The 20,882-nt window shown below is 70.9% G+C and carries 16 protein-coding genes, 1 pseudogene and 2 CRISPR repeat arrays; of the genes and pseudogenes, 11 read left to right on the forward strand and 6 right to left on the reverse strand.

From position 1 onward, the window contains the following. Nucleotides 1-60 precede the first annotated feature (60 nt). Nucleotides 61-761: direct repeats of the CRISPR family, unit length 29 nt; unit sequence CTGCTCCCCGCACCCGCGGGGATGGTCCC. A gap of 84 nt (nucleotides 762-845) precedes the next feature. After that, nucleotides 846-1,664, reverse strand: coding sequence for a class I SAM-dependent methyltransferase (locus AOK11_RS05295; RefSeq protein WP_055592457.1), 819 nt, complete (start codon nucleotides 1,662-1,664; stop codon nucleotides 846-848). Further along, nucleotides 1,661-3,034 (reverse strand): helix-turn-helix transcriptional regulator, encoded by a 1,374-nt coding sequence (locus AOK11_RS05300; RefSeq protein WP_055592458.1) that lies wholly within the window; start codon nucleotides 3,032-3,034, stop codon nucleotides 1,661-1,663. Before AOK11_RS05300 ends, AOK11_RS05295 begins: the two co-directional genes overlap by 4 nt. 105 nt (nucleotides 3,035-3,139) lie before the next feature. On the opposite strand from AOK11_RS05300, the gene AOK11_RS05305 reads away from it, so the two are divergent. From AOK11_RS05305 to AOK11_RS05320, 4 genes are all read left to right on the forward strand, one after another. Continuing rightward, nucleotides 3,140-3,586 (forward strand): ATP-binding protein, encoded by a 447-nt coding sequence (locus tag AOK11_RS05305; RefSeq protein WP_055592459.1) that lies wholly within the window; start codon nucleotides 3,140-3,142, stop codon nucleotides 3,584-3,586. A gap of 150 nt (nucleotides 3,587-3,736) precedes the next feature. Beyond that, the gene (locus AOK11_RS05310; protein WP_055592460.1) at nucleotides 3,737-4,852 is read left to right on the forward strand and encodes a hypothetical protein; all 1,116 of its coding nucleotides are present in this window, start codon (nucleotides 3,737-3,739) and stop codon (nucleotides 4,850-4,852) included. Beyond that, the gene (locus AOK11_RS05315; RefSeq protein ID WP_055592461.1) at nucleotides 4,849-5,211 is read left to right on the forward strand and encodes an ASCH domain-containing protein; all 363 of its coding nucleotides are present in this window, start codon (nucleotides 4,849-4,851) and stop codon (nucleotides 5,209-5,211) included. The genes AOK11_RS05310 and AOK11_RS05315 overlap by 4 nt, the downstream gene beginning before the upstream one ends. 285 nt (nucleotides 5,212-5,496) lie before the next feature. Further along, nucleotides 5,497-6,013: direct repeats of the CRISPR family, unit length 29 nt; unit sequence CTGCTCCCCGCACCCGCGGGGATGGTCCC. 267 nt (nucleotides 6,014-6,280) lie between these two features. Then, nucleotides 6,281-7,042, forward strand: a complete 762-nt coding sequence (locus AOK11_RS05320; protein ID WP_055592462.1) for a MerR family transcriptional regulator — start codon at nucleotides 6,281-6,283, stop codon at nucleotides 7,040-7,042. A 154-nt stretch (nucleotides 7,043-7,196) separates the two neighbouring features. Here the strand turns inward: AOK11_RS05320 and pepN are convergent, their stop codons facing one another. Continuing rightward, nucleotides 7,197-9,791: an aminopeptidase N gene (pepN, locus tag AOK11_RS05325; RefSeq protein WP_055592463.1), complete on the reverse strand. Its 2,595-nt coding sequence runs from the start codon at nucleotides 9,789-9,791 to the stop codon at nucleotides 7,197-7,199. 113 nt (nucleotides 9,792-9,904) lie between these two features. Between pepN and AOK11_RS05330 the strand changes: the two genes are divergently transcribed. Continuing rightward, nucleotides 9,905-10,387 carry a DUF1203 domain-containing protein gene (locus AOK11_RS05330; protein WP_055592464.1) on the forward strand — a complete coding sequence of 161 codons (483 nt, stop codon included), beginning with the start codon at nucleotides 9,905-9,907 and terminating at the stop codon, nucleotides 10,385-10,387. Nucleotides 10,388-10,593: 206 nt separating this feature from the next. Here the strand turns inward: AOK11_RS05330 and AOK11_RS05335 are convergent, their stop codons facing one another. Continuing rightward, nucleotides 10,594-11,610, reverse strand: coding sequence for an aspartate-semialdehyde dehydrogenase (locus AOK11_RS05335; protein ID WP_055592465.1), 1,017 nt, complete (start codon nucleotides 11,608-11,610; stop codon nucleotides 10,594-10,596). A 366-nt stretch (nucleotides 11,611-11,976) separates the two neighbouring features. On the opposite strand from AOK11_RS05335, the gene AOK11_RS05340 reads away from it, so the two are divergent. Both AOK11_RS05340 and AOK11_RS05345 read left to right on the forward strand, forming a co-directional pair. Further along, the gene (locus AOK11_RS05340; RefSeq protein ID WP_055592466.1) at nucleotides 11,977-12,513 is read left to right on the forward strand and encodes an RNA polymerase sigma factor; all 537 of its coding nucleotides are present in this window, start codon (nucleotides 11,977-11,979) and stop codon (nucleotides 12,511-12,513) included. A gap of 1 nt (nucleotide 12,514) precedes the next feature. Then, a complete protein-coding gene (locus AOK11_RS05345) occupies nucleotides 12,515-13,492 on the forward strand; it encodes a hypothetical protein (RefSeq protein ID WP_055592467.1) in 978 nt (325 codons plus the stop codon). 108 nt (nucleotides 13,493-13,600) lie between these two features. Here the strand turns inward: AOK11_RS05345 and AOK11_RS05350 are convergent, their stop codons facing one another. Continuing rightward, nucleotides 13,601-16,906 carry a S8 family serine peptidase gene (locus AOK11_RS05350; protein ID WP_055592468.1) on the reverse strand — a complete coding sequence of 1,102 codons (3,306 nt, stop codon included), beginning with the start codon at nucleotides 16,904-16,906 and terminating at the stop codon, nucleotides 13,601-13,603. Between the two features lie 251 nt (nucleotides 16,907-17,157). Here AOK11_RS05350 and AOK11_RS05355 point away from each other — a divergent pair, with 251 nt between their 5' ends. From AOK11_RS05355 to AOK11_RS05370, 4 genes are all read left to right on the forward strand, one after another. After that, nucleotides 17,158-17,628 (forward strand): NUDIX hydrolase, encoded by a 471-nt coding sequence (locus AOK11_RS05355; protein ID WP_206188780.1) that lies wholly within the window; start codon nucleotides 17,158-17,160, stop codon nucleotides 17,626-17,628. Between the two features lie 22 nt (nucleotides 17,629-17,650). Then, nucleotides 17,651-17,860, forward strand: a complete 210-nt coding sequence (locus AOK11_RS05360) for a hypothetical protein (RefSeq protein WP_055592469.1) — start codon at nucleotides 17,651-17,653, stop codon at nucleotides 17,858-17,860. Nucleotides 17,861-18,224: 364 nt separating this feature from the next. Next, nucleotides 18,225-19,982, forward strand: coding sequence for a TIGR03767 family metallophosphoesterase (locus tag AOK11_RS05365; protein ID WP_055592470.1), 1,758 nt, complete (start codon nucleotides 18,225-18,227; stop codon nucleotides 19,980-19,982). Nucleotides 19,983-20,271: 289 nt separating this feature from the next. Next, entirely contained in the window at nucleotides 20,272-20,598 is a 327-nt protein-coding gene (locus tag AOK11_RS05370; RefSeq protein WP_206188781.1) for an SCO0607 family lipoprotein, read from the forward strand. Between the two features lie 18 nt (nucleotides 20,599-20,616). Here the strand turns inward: AOK11_RS05370 and AOK11_RS05375 are convergent. Further along, nucleotides 20,617-20,882, reverse strand: a pseudogene (locus tag AOK11_RS05375) (hypothetical protein); the annotation flags it as partial.

Genomic DNA, 20,882 nt, shown 5'->3' on the forward strand with positions numbered 1-20,882 from the left:
TGCTCCCCGCACCCGCGGGGATGGTCCCACTTGCCGGGGTCTTCCACACGTGGAATGGGCCTGCTCCCCGCACCCGCGGGGATGGTCCCACGCGGAGCAGCTCGAGCGGGAGCGGCTCGACCTGCTCCCCGCACCCGCGGGGATGGTCCCTGTTGGGAAGATATGGAATGGCAAACCCCCCTCTGCTCCCCGCACCCGCGGGGATGGTCCCGAGGACGTCCGCAACTACTGCGAGGCAGCGCGGCTGCTCCCCGCACCCGCGGGGATGGTCCCGGTGGCTCGCCACGTTCGAGGCTGAGAACGTCCTGCTCCCCGCACCCGCGGGGATGGTCCCGGCACCGCCCCCATCCCCGGAAAGCTGACCGTCTGCTCCCCGCACCCGCGGGGATGGTCCCCTCGCCTACAACGGCACCGGCCGGCCCGAACCCTGCTCCCCGCACCCGCGGGGATGGCCCCGCGATCAAGCCCGCCTGGGACGGCATCGTCTCCTGCTCCCCGCACCCGCGGGGATGGCCCCGTCTCCGCGTGCTCGGCAACGAGGCGCAGCACCTGCTCCCCGCACCCGCGGGGATGGCCCCGGGACCAGGCCCGAGCCGAGAAGGCCGACCTGCTGCTCCCCGCACCCGCGGGGATGGCCCAGTCAACCCGAGGTGTTCGGCGGTACGCGAGATCTGCTCCCCGTACCCGCGGGGATGGTCCCATCACGCCGGCACCGCACGCAGGGTCGATGACCTGCTCCCCGCACCCGCGGGGATGGTCCTACCGAGGACCTCCAGGCTGGCCGGGACTACCACTGCTCCCTGCACCCGCGGGGGATGGTCCCTGCGGATACGGGCGGGCGCCCCTCAGCGCTGGCAGATGAGGATGCCACCCAGGCACGTGACCTCAAAGGCCCCGAGCTGGGCGATGTGATCGACAAGGATTCTGCGGGCCCGCTCGATCGTTGCCTCGAAGGGCACATCGTGCTGGTCTGCCCACGCCTGATAGGAGGTCATGTGCGCGATGACCGGGTCGGGATCGTGGACCGTGATGGTGCCGGGCAGTTCGATCGTCTCCACGCGACCGAACTCCTCCCCCAGGAAGGCCGGGGCCTTCTCCAGCGTGAAGCGGGCGCTGAGTGAGATACGGTCCGGGCCGCGTCCGGTGCCAAGGACATCGCCTGCAGCTCGTTGCCACAGGTCATCAAGTTCGGTCTTGTCCCGGTCGCTGTTGGTGGAGGTGATCACCAGACCGTCACTCACGACGACGCGGGACAGTTCCCGCACCGCCTGGGGGATGTCCGGGACGTGGTACAGCATGTGCAGCGCCAGGGCTGCGTCGACGCTCGCTGTGGCCAACGGCAGGCGGGTAGCATCCGCCACGGCGACCGGGCCCGGGACACCGGCGAGGATGCCGGGGGCGATGTCCATGCCGAACAGGGCGAGGTCGGGCCGGTCCTCGCGGAGCCGCTGGAGGAACTTGCCATTGCCGCAGCCGACATCGACCACGCGCCCGTGAAAACCCCTGAGCTGCTCGGCGACGATGCCGGGCAGGTCGTAACGGGGCATCTGCCACTGGTAGAGCGACTGGCGTGCGGCCAGGTCCCGGTCGGTGTTGTAGGCGCTTCCAGCGAGACGGTCCCGGTCGGTGACGGCGGCTTCGTGTGCGGCGGACAGTTCGGTCATGTCGGCGGCTCCGAGGAATTGACTGGGGGTACCACCCACACCTTCGAGGCGGTGAGTGCGGGGGAAGCCACAAGGGCTGCCATGTACTGGAGTCGTTCGCGAAGATGTGCGGCCTGCACGGCTCCACCGTACTGCGGTCCACTCAGCTCCCGGCCCAGAGCGGTGAGCCGGCGAACGATGCTGGCCGACAGGCGTTCCGGCGGGGCGTCGAGGACGAATCCGAGTATCGCCTCGGTGCCGTCCAACTCGCCCACGAGGAGATGGCCGCGTGCGAGATCGACATGGGCGGCGAACAGGTCCCCGACCGACTGATCGTCGTCCTCGGCACTGCGGTAGAGCCGAATCGCGGTGTCCGCGCTGACGATGGCTTGCTGGATGTGTTCTCGCCCGTCCAGGGCCAGGTTGGTCGTCCCGGCATACGCAAACTGCTTGGCAGTCGGGAAGGCGAAAATGCCTGGCACCTCATCATCACCGGACATCGCCTCACGGGAGCGCTCTGCGTCGGCCAGGGCGGCCACCGCGCCCACCCGGTCTCCCACTATGGCCAGCGCCCGTGCCTCCAGACTCGCCAGCCGGGCTCCGATACTGCCGCAAGCCCGGTGGTGGCGGCCGGCCTGAGCCAGCCGCGCCGCCTGCCCGTACCGCCCGGTCCAGTAAGCGATCAGGGACTCCACGGCCCTCACCCAGGCCAGCATCCCTTCATGCCCGGCCGCCTCGGCGCACGCCCGGGCAGTACGAGCATGTGTGGCCGCGGAGTCGTAGTCCCCCAGATCCAGGCAGACGTGCGCGGACAAGCCGCACAACCGTGATGCCGCGACGTACAGGTCAGCGGTCTGCCGGGGATGCTGACGCCCGCGCAGCAGCTCGAACGCCCCGTCTCGCAACCGCTTGATCTCGACGTACAGCTCCAACAGCGGATGGCTGACGTAGGCGCGGGCGAACCGGGCGACATCGGCCTCCAACTGCTCGACGACAAACTCGTCGGCGTTGCGCTGCGCGATGAATCGGGCGAAGTCGGCTGACGTCAACGCGTCCGCCGATACAGCACCAACGCCGGGGCGCGAAGGCACGACAGGCAGCTTTGGCCGCTCCGGCAAGCACTCCGGGACGTTGTTCCCCTCGCCTCGGAAGCTCTTGCTGACCGCCACAGCTCGGTCGAGCGTCTCGACATCGACGCCGAACACCCGCGCCAGGTACTTGCGTGTGTACGGGACAGGGATGCGCGCCTCGCGCTCGTAACGCCCAATCTCCTTACCGGTCTTGGTTGCCCTTCCCTCCAGGAGGTTGTACTCGTCGGCTACCCGCTGCTGGGTCCAACCACGCGCGGTGCGCAGCCGACTGAGCAACGCGCCGATCCTCGTGTCGCCCATCCCTCTCCCCCAGAGCACGCCGAATCCTGGCCCCCATAGTGGCCCCCGGCATGGCACCCATGGTGGCTCCCGACCCGAACGAGCGACAACGGTTGGCTATTGGCCATGCCCAGTACATTGCCCGACGAGCCGAACACACTCGCACCGGGCCAAGATCTCGACGGCGTCGTCAAGTACGAAACGATGCTCTTCTACCGGCGCCGGACCACCCCGGGCGCTGCCCGCTCCTTTGTCGCGGAGGCCCTTACCCAGTGGGGTCGGACCGACCGCCTCGACGACATCCGGCTGTGCACCTCCGAACTGGTCACCAACGCAGTCCTGCATGGCGCCCCTGTGGGCGGACAGGTCCTCGTACGCGTCGAACTGCACACCGACATGCTGCGCGTCGAGGTACACGACGGCGGCAACGGCACACCCACCAAGCGGGAGGCCCGGAGTACAGCCGACGACGGCCGTGGCCTGCTCCTGGTATCCGCCTTCGCAGACCACTGGGGTGTGCAGGAACGTCATGGCCCCGGCAAGTGCGTCTGGGCTGCCTTCCACCACGGGTAGTGCCCACGGGCTGACGGCCGGCCCGCACCGAGCCCTTCACGCCGTCTGCAGGGTTGATCTCTTCCCTGGCCGCCACCACATAGCTGGAAACCACCCCAACCCGCGCCACCTTGTCCGAGTGAGCCCCGACCCACCCCAGGGGGATATCCCGTGACGATCCACCCCGTCTCACCGAACACCGTCCTGGCCAACGCCCTCCACCACGCCGAGGACGTACTGACCCCACGCATCCTGGCCACTCCGCCGGAGCGGATCGTGCTGGTCGTCGGCACCCAGATCAACGGCGCTCCGCACATCGGCACCTCGCTCGTGCAGTCCCTGGCCTTCGCCATGGCCTCGCGCCTGCGCGACCGCTTCGGCATCCCCACCGAAGTCCTGTTCGGCGCCCTCGACAACGCCCCTTACGAGTTGGCCACCGACCCGGTCAGTGGTCACCGCTACCAGCGCGCATACGTCCAAGCCCTCGGCGACGAGGCCCTGACCGACCTCGTCGCCACCCTCTATCAACCCCTGTTCGCCGCGCTCTCCCAGCGTTTGGACATTCCGCACCGGGTCGAGACCTACAGCCAGCAGCAGGCCGGCCAGCACTTCCGCCACACATGGTTACGGCTTCTGCCCCGCCTCGACACCGCCCGCTGGTGGCTCGCCCCCTCCACCGGCACCCCACACCTGCGTGTCCCCTGCCCGCGCCCCAACTGCGGCTGGGCCGAGAAACACGCCGAGCGCACGCATGTCCGCCTCACCGACCGCGAAACCGCTCACGTGACCGCCGTCTGCCTTCACCACGGCGCCTACCAAGCCGCCATCACACCGACCGAAGGCGCTTACCTCGACCTGTCCACCCTGTACCGCAACCTCGTCAAAGAACTTGCCCTTTCCAGCCCCCGTGGCACGCTGCACATCATGGTCAAGGGCGGTGACTGGGTCTTCGGTTCTCACCTGGTCGACGAAGCCCTCCAAGCCGTCGGCCTCACCCGCAGCCAGCTCCCGGCCCGTCTGTTCTGCCCCCAGGTCGTCACCGACACGGGCGCCAAGCTGTCCAAGTCACTGATTCGCGAAGGCCACGCTCCCATGTCCGCCAACGCCGCCGACTGGATGCTCGACACCCGTCAGTGGCCCGGCACTGTCGCGGAGTACGCCGAGCAACTGCTGGCCATGGCGGATACCTTGCTGTCCGACCCCCGACACTTCTTCCGCTCTTACTCGGCCGCCGAGATCAACCGCATGATGACCGCCCCAGCCCCCAGGAGCGTTCCCGCCCCATGACCGACACCACTGCCCGCATCCGCGAACTCAATCTCTACCGCCAGTACTTTGACCTCGTCACCGCGGGCGACAAGACCATCGAGGTACGGGTGAAATACCCGCACCTCGCCGACCTCACCGTCGGCGACATCATCCGCTTCCGCATCAAGGGCACCGACGAGACCTACGAGGTCAAGGTCAAGCGGGTCACCGAGTACCCCGACTTCGAGACCCTGCTCGACGGCGAGGGCGCCACCAACATCAACCCGACCGCCACCCGCGACGAGCAGTTGGTCAACATCCGCACCATCTACCCACCCGAGAAGGAAACCCTCGGAACCCTTGCCATCGAGATCGAACAGCTTCAGAACCGCATCTGAGCCAGAACGACAGGCAGTCTGCTTGCTCTGTTCTTGACCGGCGTCGCCGCCTCATCCCAGTGGACCGTGTAGTCACACCAGCGGGTGAGGAGGAGGGGACGTGGCGCACGCTACTGAGTCGTAATGCCGCGGCCGTTCCGGCCAGCACATAGAATTGATCTTTTACGTTGAGATCAGCCCAGGCACGCGGGGCGAGGTGAAAAAGGTTAAATGTCTTACTTGCCGGTTTCCGTGAAAGTGTGTGAAACCACGCCCTCGCCACGATAAAACCCCAGGTCACGCAGTCTGCTCCCCGCACCCGCGGGGATGGTCCAGACACCTGGAGCCGGTGGGCGACCGGGAAACACTGCTCCCCGCACCCGCGGGGATGGTCCCAGCGGCCCGTCGTCGCCCTGCCCGGCCGGGGGCTGCTCCCCGCACCCGCGGGGATGGTCCCTACGTGCACGGACTTGTGCCCGGACTGCACGACTGCTCCCCGCACCCGCGGGGATGGTCCCAACCAGCCCAACGCGTCGTCCAACCGTCGTCGCTGCTCCCCGCACCCGCGGGGATGGTCCCGCCGCCGTCGGCGAACCGCTGCACGGGCAACTCTGCTCCCCGCACCCGCGGGGATGGTCCCAACGGGATGCGCTGCCACCGGACCGCCACCCACTGCTCCCCGCACCCGCGGGGATGGTCCCAGGGTGGCCCGTTCCATGCGGTCCAGGCGGTTCTGCTCCCCGCACCCGCGGGGATGGTCCGCCCTGGGGGCACAGGGCGTGCCAGGCGAGGGTCTGCTCCCCGCACCCGCGGGGATGGTCTCGACTTGGTACTGCTTCTGGTGGGGACTCTGGCCGAGACCCGGTCCACGCTCAGGCACGGTGGGAAGCAGAGGTGGGTGAGGAGGGACGGGAAGGAGGAGTGGACGAGCCAGTCCGGCATGCACTCGCCCGGCGCTCGGTGAGCGTGGTCGCGAGGCCGGGACAGGGGGAGTCCGGCTCTGGGGTTGCAGTTGTCGCTGCGGCAGCTTCTACCGTCCTGAGCAGGGCCGGAGAGACCGCCCGGTGACGGGTTTGTGAGGGAGACGGCGATGGACTGGCCGATCGCGGAGGTCGCCCGGATGTCGGGCGTGACCGCCCGGACCCTGCGGCACTACGACGAGATCGGCCTGCTGCCGCCCGCCCGGATCGGGACCAATGGCCACCGCTACTACGAGGAGCGCCAGCTGCTGCGGCTGCAGCAGATCCTCGTACTGCGGGCGCTGGGTGTGGGGCTTCCCGAGATCGGCCGGATCCTGGCCGAGCGGATCGACGAGGTGGAAGCCCTGCGTGGCCACCACCGACGGCTGCTCACCGAGCGGGACCGGCTCGACGCCCTGGCCGGCACGGTCTCCCGCACGATCACCGAACTGGAGCAGTCCAGGAAGGACGGCAGGACCATGACCGCCATCAATCGACCGCAGAACCTGTTTGAGGGCGTCCGGCCCTCCCAGTACGAGGAGAGCCTGCGTGACTTCCCCGAGCACGCCGAGGAGGTCGGCCGCAGGGCCGCCGCGATGACTCCGGAGGATGTCGAGGCCGGGCAGCGCGAGCGCACGGCGCAGATGATCCGGCTGGCCGAGCTGATGGCCGCCGGTCACCCGGCCGACGCCGAGCCCGTGCGGGCCGAGATCGACGCCCAGTACCGGGCCCTGACCCACCTGCGGGCCGTGTCCGCCGAGGAGTACCGCGCCATCGGACGCTCCTGTGTGGACAACGACGCCTGGCGCGCCGCGTACGAGGCGATCGCACCGGGCCTGGCCGCGTACCAGCGGGACGCTATCGAGGTGTACGCCACCACCCGGCTGAGCTGACCCCGAGAGGTGACGTCACCCCGACCGAGCAGCTGCTGGGCTCACGCGTCGTCCTCCCGCTGCTTCCGCTGACGTCGACAGGAACGACAGGAACGCCAGGGGCGCCCGATGCGGTGACGGCACCGGGCGCCCCTGATGTGCACACGCCTGCGGGCTACGCCCCCTCGGCCGCCGTGTCCGCCGTCTGTGCCCGCAGGGCGCGTTCCACGCCTGCGCGGGACTCCGAGACGAGGCGGCGCAGGGCCGCGTTCGGCTCGGCGGAGGCCAGCCAGGCGTCCGTCTTCTCCAGGGTCTCCTCGGAGACCTGGATCGCCGGGTAGAGGCCGACCGCGATCTGCTGGGCCATCTCGTGCGAGCGGGACTCCCACACGTCGGCCACCGCCTCGAAGTACCGGTCCGTGTACGGAACCAGCAGCTCGCGCTGGTCGGTCTGGACGAAGCCGGCGATGACCGCTTCCTGGAGCGCGTTCGGCAGCTTGTCGGACTCCACGACCGACGCCCACGCCTCCGCCTTGGCCTCCTCGGTCGGCCGGGCGGCCCGCGCGGTCGCCGCGTGACGCTCGCCCGCGGCGGTCTTGTCGCGCTCGTACTCGCCCGCGATCTCGGTCTCGTCGTACCGGCCCACCGCCGCCAGCCGCTCCACGAACGTCCAGCGCAGCTCCGTGTCGACGGCCAGGCCCTCGATCGTCTGCGTGCCCTCCAGCAGGCTGTCCAGGAGGTCCAGCTGCTCCGGCGTCCTCGCCGTCGCGGCGAAGGCGCGGGCCCACGCCAGCTGGTGGTCGCTGCCCGCCTCGGCGGCCCGCAGGTGGGCCAGCGTGGCCTCCGTCCAGCGGGTGAGCAGCGCCTCGCGGGTGTTCGGGGCGGAGTACAGGTCGATCGCCAGTTTCACCTGGCGGTGCAGCGACTGCACGACGCCGATGTCCGACTCCTTGCCGATGCCCGACAGCACCAGCGAGAGGTAGTCGCGGGTGGCCAGTTCGGCGTCCCGGGTCATGTCCCAGGCCGACGCCCAGCACAGGGCGCGCGGCAGGGAGGCCTCGAAGTCGCCCAGGTGCTCGGTGACGAAGGCCAGCGACCGCTCGTCCAGCCGCACCTTGGCGTACGACAGGTCGTCGTCGTTGAGCAGCACGACGGCCGGGCGGGCCTTGCCGACGAGCTGCGGTACGGCGGTCAGCTCGCCGTCGACGTCCAGCTCGACCCGGTCCACGCGCACCAGCTTGCCGCTCGCCTCGTCCAGGTCGTACAGGCCGACCGCGATCCGGTGCGGGCGCAGGGTCGACTCGCCCTTGGCGCCGGTGGGCAGCGCGGGCGCCTCCTGGCGGATGGCGAAGGAGGTGATGGTCCCCGTGCCGTCCGCGCCGTCGGTCTCGATCTCCGGGCGCAGCACGTTGATGCCGGCGGTCTCCAGCCACTTCTTCGACCAGGTGCTCAGGTCGCGGCCGGAGGTCTCCTCCAGGGCGCCCAGCAGGTCGGACAGGCGCGTGTTGCCGTACGCGTGGCGCTTGAAGTAGGCCTGCACGCCGCTGAAGAAGGCGTCCTTGCCGACGTAGGCCACCAGCTGCTTGAGGACCGAGGCGCCCTTGGCGTACGTGATGCCGTCGAAGTTGACCAGCACGTCGTCCAGGTCACGGATGTCGGCCATGATCGGGTGCGTGGAGGGCAGCTGGTCCTGCCGGTACGCCCAGGTCTTCATGGAGTTCGCGAACGTCGTCCACGAGTGCGGCCACTTCGAGCCCGGCGCGTCCGCCTGGCAGGCGGCCTCGGCGTAGGTGGCGAACGACTCGTTCAGCCACAGGTCGTTCCACCACTCCATGGTGACCAGGTCGCCGAACCACATGTGGGCCAGCTCGTGCAGGATCGTCGAGGCGCGCACCTCGTAGGCGGCGTCCGTCACCTTCGACCGGAAGACGTACTGGTCGCGGATGGTCACCGCGCCGGCGTTCTCCATCGCGCCCGCGTTGAACTCCGGCACGAACAGCTGGTCGTACTTCCCGAAGGGGTACGCGTAGTCGAACTTCTCCTGGAACCACTCGAAGCCCTGCCGCGTGACGTCGAAGATCGCGTCCGCGTCGAGGAACTCGGCGAGCGAGGGCCGGCAGTAGATGCCGAGCGGCACCGACTGGCCGTCCTTCTCGTACACGCTGTGCACGGAGTGGTACGGGCCGACGATCAGTGCGGTGATGTACGTCGAGATCCGCGGCGTCGGCTCGAACTCCCAGACGTTGTCCCGGGGTTCGGGCGTGGGGGAGTTGGAGATGACGGTCCAGCCGTGCGGTGCCTTCACGGTGAACCGGAAGGTCGCCTTGAGGTCGGGCTGCTCGAAGCTCGCGAACACCCGGCGGGCGTCCGGCACCTCGAACTGGGTGTACAGGTAGGCCTGGTCGTCGACCGGGTCGACGAACCGGTGCAGGCCCTCACCGGTGTTGGTGTACGCGCAGTCGGCGCTCACCCGCAGCACGTTGCGGCCGGGGAGCAGTCCGGGCAGGGCGATCCGGGAGTCCTCGAAGACCTCGGCGGGGTCGAGGGCGTCTCCGTTGAGCGTCACCTCGTGCACGGTGGGAGCCACCAGGTCGATGAACGACTCCGCGCCGTCCGCGTCCGCGGAGACGTCGAAGCGCACCGTGGTCACGGACCGGTAGGTGCCGCCCTCCTGCGCGCCGGAGAGGTCGAGATCGATCTCGTACGAGTCAACGGTCAGCAGCTTCGCCCGCTGCTGCGCCTCTTCGCGAGTCAGGTTTGTGCCAGGCACGCGGTCATCTCCTCGTCATGTGTCGGTCTCGCCATCCTTCCACGCCACCGGCGCGGAACGCGATGTCCGTTTACCGCCGGTGAGGCGCTCCGCCGCGCGCGAACCTGGAGACCATGACGACCCACACCCCTCGCCCCATCCCGGGAGCGGTCCTGAAGGAACTGCGCACCCTGGACGACGCGGGCCGTCCCCCGGTTCCCCGCACCGATGACGAGGGCGGCGCCCCGCTCCGCTGCTGCCTGCGCCACAGCGAGCAGGGCGAGCGGATCGCCCTGCTCTCCTACGCCCCTCTGCGCCGCTGGGCGGCGGACACGGGCGTCGACCCGGGCGCGTACGACGAGCAGGGGCCGGTCTTCGTCCACGCCGAGGAGTGCGCGGGACCGCGGGGCGACGAAGGCCTCCCCTTCACCCGCGCCCACCGCACGCTCCGCCGCTACTCCGCCGACGGCCGCATCCTGGGCGGCCGGCTGGTGGAGACGCCGGACGGCTTCGAACCCGCCCTCACGGAGGCCTTCGCCGACCCGGAGGTCGCCCTCGTCCACGTCCGCGCGGTGGAGTACGGCTGCTTCCTCTACGAGGTGCGGCGCGAGAGGTGAGGGGGAGGGTGAGGGAGGAAGCGAGGGGCGCGTTCGTGGGACCGGGCGAGCGGAGACGGGATCACCGAGGAGGCGGGACGCCCCCGGTTCGGGGGTTCTCGGGGGCGGGAACCCCGGCCCGTTACGGCGGGGCGTGGCGCCGCATGCATGCCGAAGGGGGCCCACCCCGGCCGGGTGAGCCCCCCTCGCAGCGAGCGGAAGCGTGGTTACCGCTTCAGCTCGGCCGCCACCAGTTCCGCGATCTGCACGGTGTTCAGGGCCGCGCCCTTGCGGAGGTTGTCGTTGGAGACGAAGAGGGCCAGGCCGTTGTCGACCGTCTCGTCGCGGCGGATGCGGCCGACGTAGGACGGGTCCTGGCCCGCCGCCTGGAGCGGGGTGGGGATGTCGGTGACGACGACACCGGGGGCGTCGGCCAGCAGCTCGGTCGCGCGCTCGGGGCTGATCGGGCGGGCGAAGCGGGCGTTGATCTGCAGGGAGTGCCCGGAGAAGACCGGGACGCGCACGCAGGTGCCGGAGACCTTGAGACCGGGGATGTCCAGGATCTTGCGGGACTCGTTGCGCAGCTTCTGCTCCTCGTCGGTCTCGTTCAGACCGTCGTCCACGATGCTGCCGGCGAGGGGCAGCACGTTGAAGGCGATGGGGCGCTTGTAGACGGCCGGCTCGGGGAAGTCGACCGCGCCGCCGTCGTGGGTCAGCTGGTCGGCGTCGGCGACGACCTTCTGGGTCTGGCCGTGCAGCTCGGCCACGCCCGCCAGGCCGGAGCCGGACACCGCCTGGTAGGTGGCGACCACCAGCGCGTCCAGGCCCGCCTCGTCGTGCAGCGGACGCAGCACCGGCATCGCGGCCATGGTGGTGCAGTTCGGGTTGGCGATGATGCCCTTGGGGCGGTTCGCGATCGCGTCCGGGTTCACCTCGGAGACGACCAGCGGGACCTCGGGGTCCTTGCGCCACGCGGACGAGTTGTCGATCACGACCGCGCCCTGCGAGGCGACCTTCTCGGCCAGCGCCTTCGAGGTCGCGCCGCCCGCGGAGAACAGCACGATGTCCAGGCCGGAGTAGTCGGCGGTGGACGCGTCCTCCACCGTCACGCCGTCCAGCTCCGTCCCCGCCGAGCGGGCCGAGGCGAACAGGCGCAGCTCGGTCAGCGGAAAGTTCCGCTCCTTGAGGATGCTGCGCATGACCGTGCCCACCTGACCGGTGGCTCCGACGATTCCGACCCTCACGGCGTCTCCCTCACTGCCTGCTGCGTCCTGCGTCGTATACGACGTATGCGACGTACATGTGCCCTTTGCCCGACGGCCGGGCCGTTTCCATCATGCGGCCGACCACGGCCCGCCTGTCCAATTCTTTGCGCCCCCTGCCCGCACAGTGGGACGCGCGGGCCGGGGCCGCTGGTCGCGGACCTGCGGTCGCCACCCCTTTGAGCTGCAGGAATTCGCCCTTCGGGGGTCGGCGGCCGCAAGGTTCCCTGCCCCGGCCCACTCCCTCCACACGAAGGTGTGACGTACGCCTCTGTCCGGTTCGGGCGAGGGGCGAACGTTCCGGCTCCGGTCGGCGTCGTAGGAGAAACGGCGTGAGGGGGGTGGGCAGTGCTGCGCGGAAGGATCCGGCGTGGCCGGCAGGCGTACGGCGCCGCGGAGGACGACCCGCTGGACGCGGCGCAGGAGCGCCGGGTCCGGGCGGTGCTCGCGCTCGGCGGGGTGCCGCAGACCGACCTGCCGGACGGGGTGCAACAGGTCCGGCTGCGGCTGCTGGAACGCGCCGCGAGCGGGCAGGACGCGCCCCGGGACGTCTCGGCGTGGGCGGCGGTGGTCGCCTCCAACCTCGCCATGGACTGGCACCGGGCCAAACGCCGCCAGGAGCGGCTCGGCGAACGCCTCGCCGCGCTGCGCCCCGCCGAGCCCCCCGCCGACGAGGAGACCCGCCTGCTCTCCCTCGCCGTCGCCCGCGGCCTGGACGGGCTGCCCGACGCCCAGCGCCAGGTCGTCGTGCTGCGGTTCTACGCCGACCTCCCGGTGCGCTCGATCGCCGAGCAGCTCGGCGTCCCGGAGGGCACGGTCAAGAGCAGGCTGCACACGGCGGTACGGGCCCTGCGCGCCCGCCTGCACGAGGACGAGGTGGTGTGACGTGACCGCCCACGACGAGAACATCCAGGACACCGGGAACGCTCGCGACACCGAGTACGACACCACGTACGACGGCGTCGACGCCCTCATGGCCGCGATCCTCGACGAGCCGCTGCCCACGGCCGCCCGGCGGGATCCGGCGTTCATGGCCGCGCGGGACGCGGCAGCCACCGACGTCGCCGTGCTGAGGGAGCAACTGGGCCTGATCGGGGAGATGCTGGCAGCCAGGGAGATGCCGTCAGCCGGGGAGACACCCGCCGTGGGAGCGGAGGCCGCGGGTTCGGGGGCCGCCCCGGCGGCCGGGGCTTCGGACGCCCCCGTGGACAGGCCCGGGTACAGGCCCGCGGCCGGCCCCCTCACGCCGGTGACGCCCCTGCCCGTGCACCGCCCGCGCCGCCGCCCCCTGCGGGTCGCCCTCGGCGCGCTCGCCGCGGCGGCGGCCGCCTCGGTGGTCCTCGGCACGGGATGGCTCGTGACGCAGGCCGGGCAGGGCGACGGCACGTCGTCGTCGGCCGAGGCCGACCGGAAGGCAGTGGAAGCCGGCGAGGCACCGGGCGCCAAGGGGTCGGCCGGTACCGGCTTCGGCACCCCGCACTACCTCGCCTGCGCCCGGCTCGTCGCCGAAGGCACGGTGTCGGCGGTGGAGCCGGTGCCGGGCACCGGACAGGAGCGCGTCACGCTGGAGGTGACCCGCCGCTACAAGCCGGCGCCGGGGACCGGCCCGGACGAGAACGCCTCCGCGGAGGAACAGGCGGAGGAACAGGACGAGGCCGGAGAGGTCACCTTCCTGACCGGGCCGACCGGGCCGACCGGGCCCACCGACCGGCCCCGGCTCCACACCGGAGACCGGGTCATGGTCGGCCTGCCCCGCGAGGGCTCCGTCCCGGACGCCGTGATCGTCGGCGAGGAGGACATCGCCCCCGAGCGGGCGCGCATCACCGCCGCCCTGCCCGCCTCCCGCACCCTGACCTGCGAGTGACGGTCGGCTGGCGCACGGACGACGAAGGGGGCGGGTGCCCGTACGGAGATCCGTACGGGCACCCGCCCCCGGTCGTCGGAGACAGTCGGTACCGGCAGCCGTCGTCGGCTACGGCACGACCTTCTCGATCGTCACGCTGCCCACGCCCGCGACCGTGCCGCGCGCGTTGACCAGCTGCACCCGGCCGAAGAACTCACGTCCCTCGGGAGCCGCCGCGGCGGCCGTGACGGTGCCGGAGACGGTGGCCGACTCGCCGGTGCCGATCCTCACCGGTGTGGCGCCGTCGACCGCGACCTCGCCGAGCGTGGTGGAGAAGAACACGTCCCGGTAGGCGTAGTCGGTGGAACCGGCCGGGACGGAGTAGCCCACGACCTTGACGGTGTAGGTGCCGGCCGCCGGGCGGGCGATGGACACCGACTCCTCCGAGTCGCCGTCGGCGGACTGGGCGACGAGGGTGCCCGCCGCGTTGTGGACCGCCAGGTCCAGGTCGGCGGCGGTGTCGGAGACGTTGCCGATGGCGACGTCGAGCGACGTGGCGCCCTCGGGCACCGTGACGGTGGTGGTGTGCGTGACGCCCGTGGAGATGGCGGGCCGGGCCGTCTTGGCGGAGCCCAGCGGGCCGCCGACCGGCTTGCCGTCCAGGGCGGCGGCCTGGTTGGTCACCTTCCAGGAGACGTCGGCCGGAGTACCGACCTTGGCCTCCGGCACGGTCACGGTCTCCGGCTCGAAGACCGCGCCGAGCACGGCGACGTCCAGCTTGTACGGGTTGTCGAGCAGCGGCGAGGTGCGGCGCGACTCGACCTCGATCTCCCAGACGCCGGGCTGCGGGTTCACGTACGAACGCAGGTCGGGGCGGCAGGTGTTGGCCGGGTTGCTGTAGTTCGGGTAGCAGTTGACCGTCGAGGTCGGGTCGGCGGGGACGCCGTAGGGGTGGAGGGCGATGAACCGGGTCTGGCTCGTGGCCTTCAGACCGCTCAGCGCGACCTCCAGCGTCTTCGCGCCCTCGGGCACGGTGACGAAGTAGGAGGTGGTGGCGTTGCGCTGGGCCGTGCCGGAGGCGGAGAAGGTGTGCTTCAGCGGAGCCGAGACGACCACCGTGCTCAGGATCTGCCGGTCGACGCCCTCGGTGCGCGGGTCGTCGACCTCCAGGATGGCGCTCTTGAGGCCCGCGGACCGGGGCGCGGCCTGGATCTTGACCGTCACCGGCTTGTTCAGCGACAGCTGGACCTTGCCCTCGCCGACGATGCGGAAGGCGCCGTCGGTGTTGTTCGCGAGGTCGAGCTCGTGCCGGATCGCGCGGTCGGGACCGGACGTACGGGTGATGGTGACGTCGTACGTCTTCTTCTGGCCGGCCTTCAGACCGCCCTCGCGGTCGTAGACGCCGGTGCCGAAGCCGGGGGTCTTCAGGAACTGCTCGATCGCGGTGTCGACCGGTGCCTTCACGCTGTACTCGTGCGCGGTGGCCCCGTCCCGGATCGAGTCCCAGGCCTCCTCGAGGTCGATGAGACCGGCGCCCTCCTCGTAGGCCTGCAGGCCCTTGACGTGCTGGGCGGTGGAGGTCAGGGCGGTGCGCAGCTTCGCGGGCGTCAGGTCGATCCGCTTCTGCTTCGCGGCCGACAGCAGCAGCGCGGCGGAGCCGGTGGCCTGCGGGGACGCCATCGAGGTGCCCTGGAGCATGCCGTAACCGGCCGGGAGGCCGTAGCCCGCCTCGGCGACCGGCTGGCCCGCCGCCCAGGTCTGGATGGTGTTGATCGACGCGCCGGGCGCGATCAGCGTCGGCGTGAAGCCGCCGTCCTCACGCGGACCGCGCGAGGAGAACGGCATCATGGCGTACTTCGTCTTCACGACGGAGCCGTAGTTGGCGGCCCAGGTCTCCTTGGAGACGGACGCGCCGACCGAGATGACCTTGTCGGCCAGCGACGGGTCGCCGATGGTGTTGGCGCCGGGGCCGGAGTTGCCCGCGGAGATCACCAGCTGGACGCCGTAGGTGTCGATGAGGCGGGTGTACAGCTCGGCGCGGGCGTTGTTGCCGTCGTTGAGCGCGGGCAGGCCGCCGATGGACATGTTGACGATGTCGACACCGCGCTCGGTGACGAGGTCGATCATGCCCTCGGTGAGCGCCACGCTGGTGCAGCCGCCGGACCAGGTGCAGGCACGGGAGGAGACGATCTTCGCGCCGGGCGCGGCACCGTTCATCTTCCCGCCGAACAGGCCGTGGGCGGCGGTGATGCCGGCGACGTGCGAGCCGTGCGAGCCCTCGATGACACCGATGTTGACGAAGTCGGCCTTGTCGCCGGCCGCGTTGCGGACCACGTCCTTGCGGATCTCCACGACGAACGGCTGGCGCTCGGCGACCTCGGTGGAGGGGTCGTCGGTGCCGAAGTACCCGATCTGGAAGCCGTCCTTGTAGGGCTTCATCGGGGTGTCGTCGGAGAAGTCCTGGTTGTCGTTCAGGTCGACCCGGACGGTCCCCGCCGCGGCGTCGTACAGCATGCCCCAGGCGTCGGTGGTGTCGCCGTCGAAGTTGGCGTCGCCGCCCGCGTCGCCCCCGAGGGTGTACGACTCCTTGAACGTGCTGATCCGGTACGAGCCCGAGGGCGCCGTCCAGGTCTTTCCGTCGTGGGTGAAGGTGGGCCCGGCCACCGATTCGGTCATCGGGCGCCAGGTCTCGTCGCCGTCGACGAGCGGGTCGGTGGCCGTCACCCAGTCGACGATCTTGCGTTCGCCGGTGGTGGTCTTCTGCAGCGCCGGGTGGGCGAGGTCCACGCCCGAGTCGAGGATGCCGATGGTGACGCCGCGGCCGTCCGCCTTCGGGTTGTCCTTCACGAAGTCGACGGCGCCCGTCTCGAAGGACGGGTTGTACGGGTTCTTCGCGGGGGTCCGCCGGTCGGGGCCCGGGTAGGCGGCGGTGCCCTTGTCCTTGCCGCCGGCGGCCTTGGCGGTGGTGTCCGCGGCCGGGGTCGGGTCGTCGAGCGGGATCTCGTCGCGCAGGTCGATGCCGTGCACGGTGGAGAGCTTGGCGGCGGCGGCGATGGCCGCGTCCGCCCTGGCGGTGGGGACGGTGGCGCGGACGTAGCCCAGCTTGTCGTGGGTCCGGCCGACCGAACCGCCCTTCACCGCGTTCAGCTCCTCGGCGACCTGCTCGGTCTTCCCGGGGGCGGTGGCGATCATCATCGTGACGTTCTTGACGCCGTCGGCCTTGGCCTCGGCGAGGAGGTCCGCGTCACTCGAACCGAGCTTGTCGTGGGCGGACTTGACGTCACCGTCGACGGGTACGGCGGCCGGCGCGTCGGCGGCGGCCGCCAGGGGTATCGGGCCGACCGCGGAGAGCGCGGCGACGAGACCGGCGGCCAGGGCGATACGGGCCGCGCGTCTGGCGCCCGATATCGACTCGCGCGGGGAGGAATGGGTCATCGGCATCCCTTGTGAGTAAAGGCACCATCGTGGAGCGACCGGAGCCGATCGACCCTGGTCGCGATCGTCCGGAATACGGCCCCGGACGATCGTTGAGCCTTACCCAAGGGGCGGGTGTTGGGCGAGAGTTGGCGGAATCAAAATGAATGTATGGGGAAAACCCGCGATGCTTTTATGGGGTGTTGAGGTCCGAAACGGGCAAGTCGTCCGTGCGGGCTGCCCCGTGGACGCCCGCGGGTTAACGTCCCAGGATGCGGCAGACCCTGAGGGTGGCGGCCTACGCCGTGGTGGTGCGCGACGGACGGCTCCTGCTGGCCCGGTCCCCGGTGCCCGGAGGCGCGCCGGAGTGGGTGCTGCCGGGCGGTGGCATGGAGCACGGCGAGGATCCGTACGACACCGTGCGGCGGGAGGTCGAGGAGGAGACCGGGTACCGCATCGAGGTCACCGGGCTGCTCGGCGTGAACTCCGCCCGGCACGTCTTCGTCCGGCACGGCTTCGCCCGCCGCCCGGGACGCAGGGCCGACCATCACGCCGTACGGCTGGTCTACGAGGGGCGGATCACCGGCGGCGGGCTGAGGAACGAGATCGGAGGCTCCACCGAGCTGGCCGCCTGGCAGCCCCTGGACGCCGTCCCGGACCTGGTCAGGATCCGCATGGTCGACATCGGTCTGCGGCTGTGGCGGGAGCGCCCGGCGACGGGACGGGTGGAACGCGCGGAGTGACGGCCCCCGGCCGGGTCCGGGCGTGGAGGCCGTGGACGCCCTGGCGGCAAGCCCCGTGGCGGCCGACGCCGAGGCCGGGCGCATCCCGCGCGCGTACGGCGTCGACCGGTCGGGCGTCTGCTGGCAGGTGGCCCGCGGCCTGCGCATCGGCCGCGCCACGCACTTCCGCCGCCTGCGGCACGGCAGGGTGGCGCCGGCCTCGCGGCACCCCGGCGGACGACGCCGCGGCTGACGACGCCGCGGCTGACGACGCCGCGGCGGCGCGCGGGCCCGGGAACCGGTGCGTGGAACAGGCGGAGGGCCGAGGTTTTTCGGTAAATAGTCGCGAACATCCTGATTGCCGGAATCATCCGGGTATCGAGTAGTCCGGTTCCCCGTCAAGTGAACGCGGTGTGACCGGTTCCGGGCCGGTGCGGAAGCGGATGCCGACGGGCCGGGTGGTCCAAGATCCACGTACGGCGATCGGTGTCGCGCGTTGCCGTCGCGTTCACACGCAGGCCATTCCCGCTGCCAAGCATCCAGTACGAGCGGGACGTTCGCCCGGCGAACGCCCCGCGGTCACTGCCGATGCGTTCGCACCCGGGGGGACAAGCGCCATGCCGCGCATACGCCCAGTCGCCGACTCCACCGCACTCCACCGCCGCTCCCTCCTCGCCGTCACCGGCGCGGTCGCCCTCTCCGCCGGCGCCGGATACGCCCTGCGCTCCGGCGGCGGCCAGGCCGTCGCCGCCGATGCCGGCGCGGACGAGACCGTCCTCACCTCCTCCCGGCAGGCGCCGGCCGCCCCGCTCGCCCCGTACACACGCGGCACCACCGTGGCCGGGATGTCCGTACCGCGCGGCGGCCGTACCGCCGGCTACCGGCGCCTCGACGAAGGGCCCGGATGGGAACGGGTGGTACGCGGCGAGCTGGCCGGCGCCCGCTCCGGCCGGGACGGCCGCCGCACCACGCTCGCCGCGTTCGTGCAGCTCACCGACCTGCATGTGATCGACGCGCAGCACCCGCTGCGCCTGGAGTACCTGCGCTCCACCGACGTGCACGCCTGGCGGCCGCACGAGGCGCTCACCGTGCACGGCGCGGTCTCCCTCGTCGAGCGGATCAACGCCCTGCGCGGCGCCCCCGTCACCGGCTCCCCGCTGCACTTCGCGATGACCACCGGCGACAACACCGACAACAACACCCGCTCCGAACTGGACTGGTTCCTGACGGCGCTCAGCGGCGGCCGCATCACCCCCAACAGCGGGGACCCGCGCCACTACGAAGGCGTCCAGAACAGCGGTCTGCGCCAGTACTGGCAGCCGGACTCCACCACCCGCGACGCCGACAAGCAGCTCGGCTTCCCGCACCTCGACGGCTTCCTCGCCGCGGCCGTCCGCGAGGTGAACAGCCCCGGCCTCAACCTCCCCTGGTACTCCACCGTCGGCAACCACGACACGATGCCGCTCGGCTGCTACGCCTCCCACGGCGACCCGTACCTCACCGAACTCGCCGTCGGCGGCCGGAAGCTGATGGAGCTCGGGGCGGCCGCGGCGAAGAAGCTCCAGCAGACCATCAGGAAGGCCACCGACCCGCGGGGCGTCCAGTACGCCGCATTCCTCAAATCGCAGGCCCGCGCCATGCGTTCGGTGACCGCCGACGAGGCGCGCGCCCCCTTCACGCCCGCCGAGTACGTCGAGGCCCACCTGGACCCCGCGTACCGCGGGTTGGGCCCGGTGGGGCACGGCTACTCCGCCGCCAACCTCGACGCGGGCACCCAGTACTACGCGTTCCGCGTCTCCGACGACGTCATCGGCATCAGCCTCGACACCACCGACCCGGGCGGCCACTACGCGGGCTCCGTCGGCACGGCCCAACTGCGCTGGCTGGAGCGGACGCTGCGCACCCACAAGGGCGACCACGCGATCGTCTTCAGCCACCACACCAGCGAGTCGATGACGAACACGCACCGCGACCCGGCCCGCCCCGACGAGCGGCGCCACGACGGCAAGGAACTCGTCGAACTCCTCGGCGCCCACCGCAACGTGGTGGCCTGGGTCAACGGCCACATCCACCGCAACGCGGTCACCGCGCACACCGGTTCGGCCGGCTCCTTCTGGGAGATCTCCACCGCCTCCCACGTCGACTTCCCCCAACTCGCCCGCGTCATCGAGCTGGTGGACAACAAGGACGGCACCCTGTCCCTGTTCACCACCCTGGTCGAGTCCGCGGCCCCGTCCCGCACGGATTACGGCGACCTCACCCAGACCGGCCTCGCCGCCCTCTACCGCGAGCTGTCCTACAACGCCCCCGGCGCCCGCACCGACCTCGGCGGCACCCCCCAGGACCGCAACACGGAACTCCTGCTCAAGGCGTAGGAAGCAGGAAGGGCGGGACCGGCGGGGCGGACGCATGGGTGGGTCGAGACTTCGGAATCAACTGACAGCTTCGGCATAGAGGCGACTGGCCGAACCTGCCTGGCACATGGCCGAGAGCACCTGGGTCGCCCACCCGACCCCTTCCAAATCCCGCTGAAAATACAGGGGTTGAGTATCCGGGAGCGCAGTGCTGAGTACGCGTACTCATGGAACGGCAGCTCCCTGGCGGCGAGAGTAGCGGCAGACAGACCAAGAGCGACTGGAGACGATCATGTACCTGCCCCGCAGAATGGGCCGAGCCGCCACTGCCTTTCGGCCCGGAAGGGGCCGTATCGCCGCTGCTGCTCTCGCGAGCGCGGCCGCAGTCGTGTTACTCACCGGATGTTCCGGCTTCGAGTCCACATCGGACATCTGCAGCAGCGGCGAGTACCCCGTTCTGTCCGTAGGCGAGACCGGCAGCGCTTGCGTGTCGGACAAAAAAGAGCCACCGACAGGATTCGCGCGCTATCCGGAGGGCAAGGTGCCGCAGCAGGTCGACGACAAGTGGGACGTGTACTGGGGCACCCACACGCTCGACAAGGACGGCAACATAATCGACGCCCCCGACGCGGGCTGACGTCGGTCGAGACGGGCCCTAGCGGGGCAGCACCACGACGTAGGCGGCGGGATCGCGGTCGTCCGCGGCCATCAGCGCCGTACGGATCACCGCTGCCTGCTGCTCCGCCGCGTCCCGCAGCTTGTGCGGGGTGAGGTGCACGACGGTGATGCCGAGCCGCTCCAGGTGCTCACGCTTGCGGGCGTACTCGGACCACACGTCCTTCGGGAGGGAACCCCCCGGGAGACGGCCCTCCCGGCGGCGCTCCTCCTGGCGGGGGCCCTGCCGGGAGGGCCGTCTCCCGG

The sequence above is a fragment of the Streptomyces hirsutus genome (assembly GCF_001418415.1).
Classification (GTDB): Bacteria; Actinomycetota; Actinomycetes; order Streptomycetales; family Streptomycetaceae; genus Streptomyces; species Streptomyces hirsutus.

What these genes read in the sequence shown, in the direction of transcription:
- AOK11_RS05300 (WP_055592458.1), bottom strand. Translation starts at nt 3,034, where the DNA reads ATGGGCGACACGAGGATCGGCGCGTTGCTCAGTCGGCTGCGCACCGCG.
- AOK11_RS05365 (WP_055592470.1), top strand. Translation starts at nt 18,225, where the DNA reads ATGCCGCGCATACGCCCAGTCGCCGACTCCACCGCACTCCACCGCCGC.
- AOK11_RS05315 (WP_055592461.1), top strand. Translation starts at nt 4,849, where the DNA reads ATGACCGACACCACTGCCCGCATCCGCGAACTCAATCTCTACCGCCAG.
- AOK11_RS05330 (WP_055592464.1), top strand. Translation starts at nt 9,905, where the DNA reads ATGACGACCCACACCCCTCGCCCCATCCCGGGAGCGGTCCTGAAGGAA.
- AOK11_RS05355 (WP_206188780.1), top strand. Translation starts at nt 17,158, where the DNA reads ATGCGGCAGACCCTGAGGGTGGCGGCCTACGCCGTGGTGGTGCGCGAC.
- AOK11_RS05370 (WP_206188781.1), top strand. Translation starts at nt 20,272, where the DNA reads ATGGGCCGAGCCGCCACTGCCTTTCGGCCCGGAAGGGGCCGTATCGCC.
- AOK11_RS05305 (WP_055592459.1), top strand. Translation starts at nt 3,140, where the DNA reads ATGCCCAGTACATTGCCCGACGAGCCGAACACACTCGCACCGGGCCAA.
- AOK11_RS05320 (WP_055592462.1), top strand. Translation starts at nt 6,281, where the DNA reads ATGGACTGGCCGATCGCGGAGGTCGCCCGGATGTCGGGCGTGACCGCC.
- AOK11_RS05350 (WP_055592468.1), bottom strand. Translation starts at nt 16,906, where the DNA reads ATGACCCATTCCTCCCCGCGCGAGTCGATATCGGGCGCCAGACGCGCG.
- AOK11_RS05295 (WP_055592457.1), bottom strand. Translation starts at nt 1,664, where the DNA reads ATGACCGAACTGTCCGCCGCACACGAAGCCGCCGTCACCGACCGGGAC.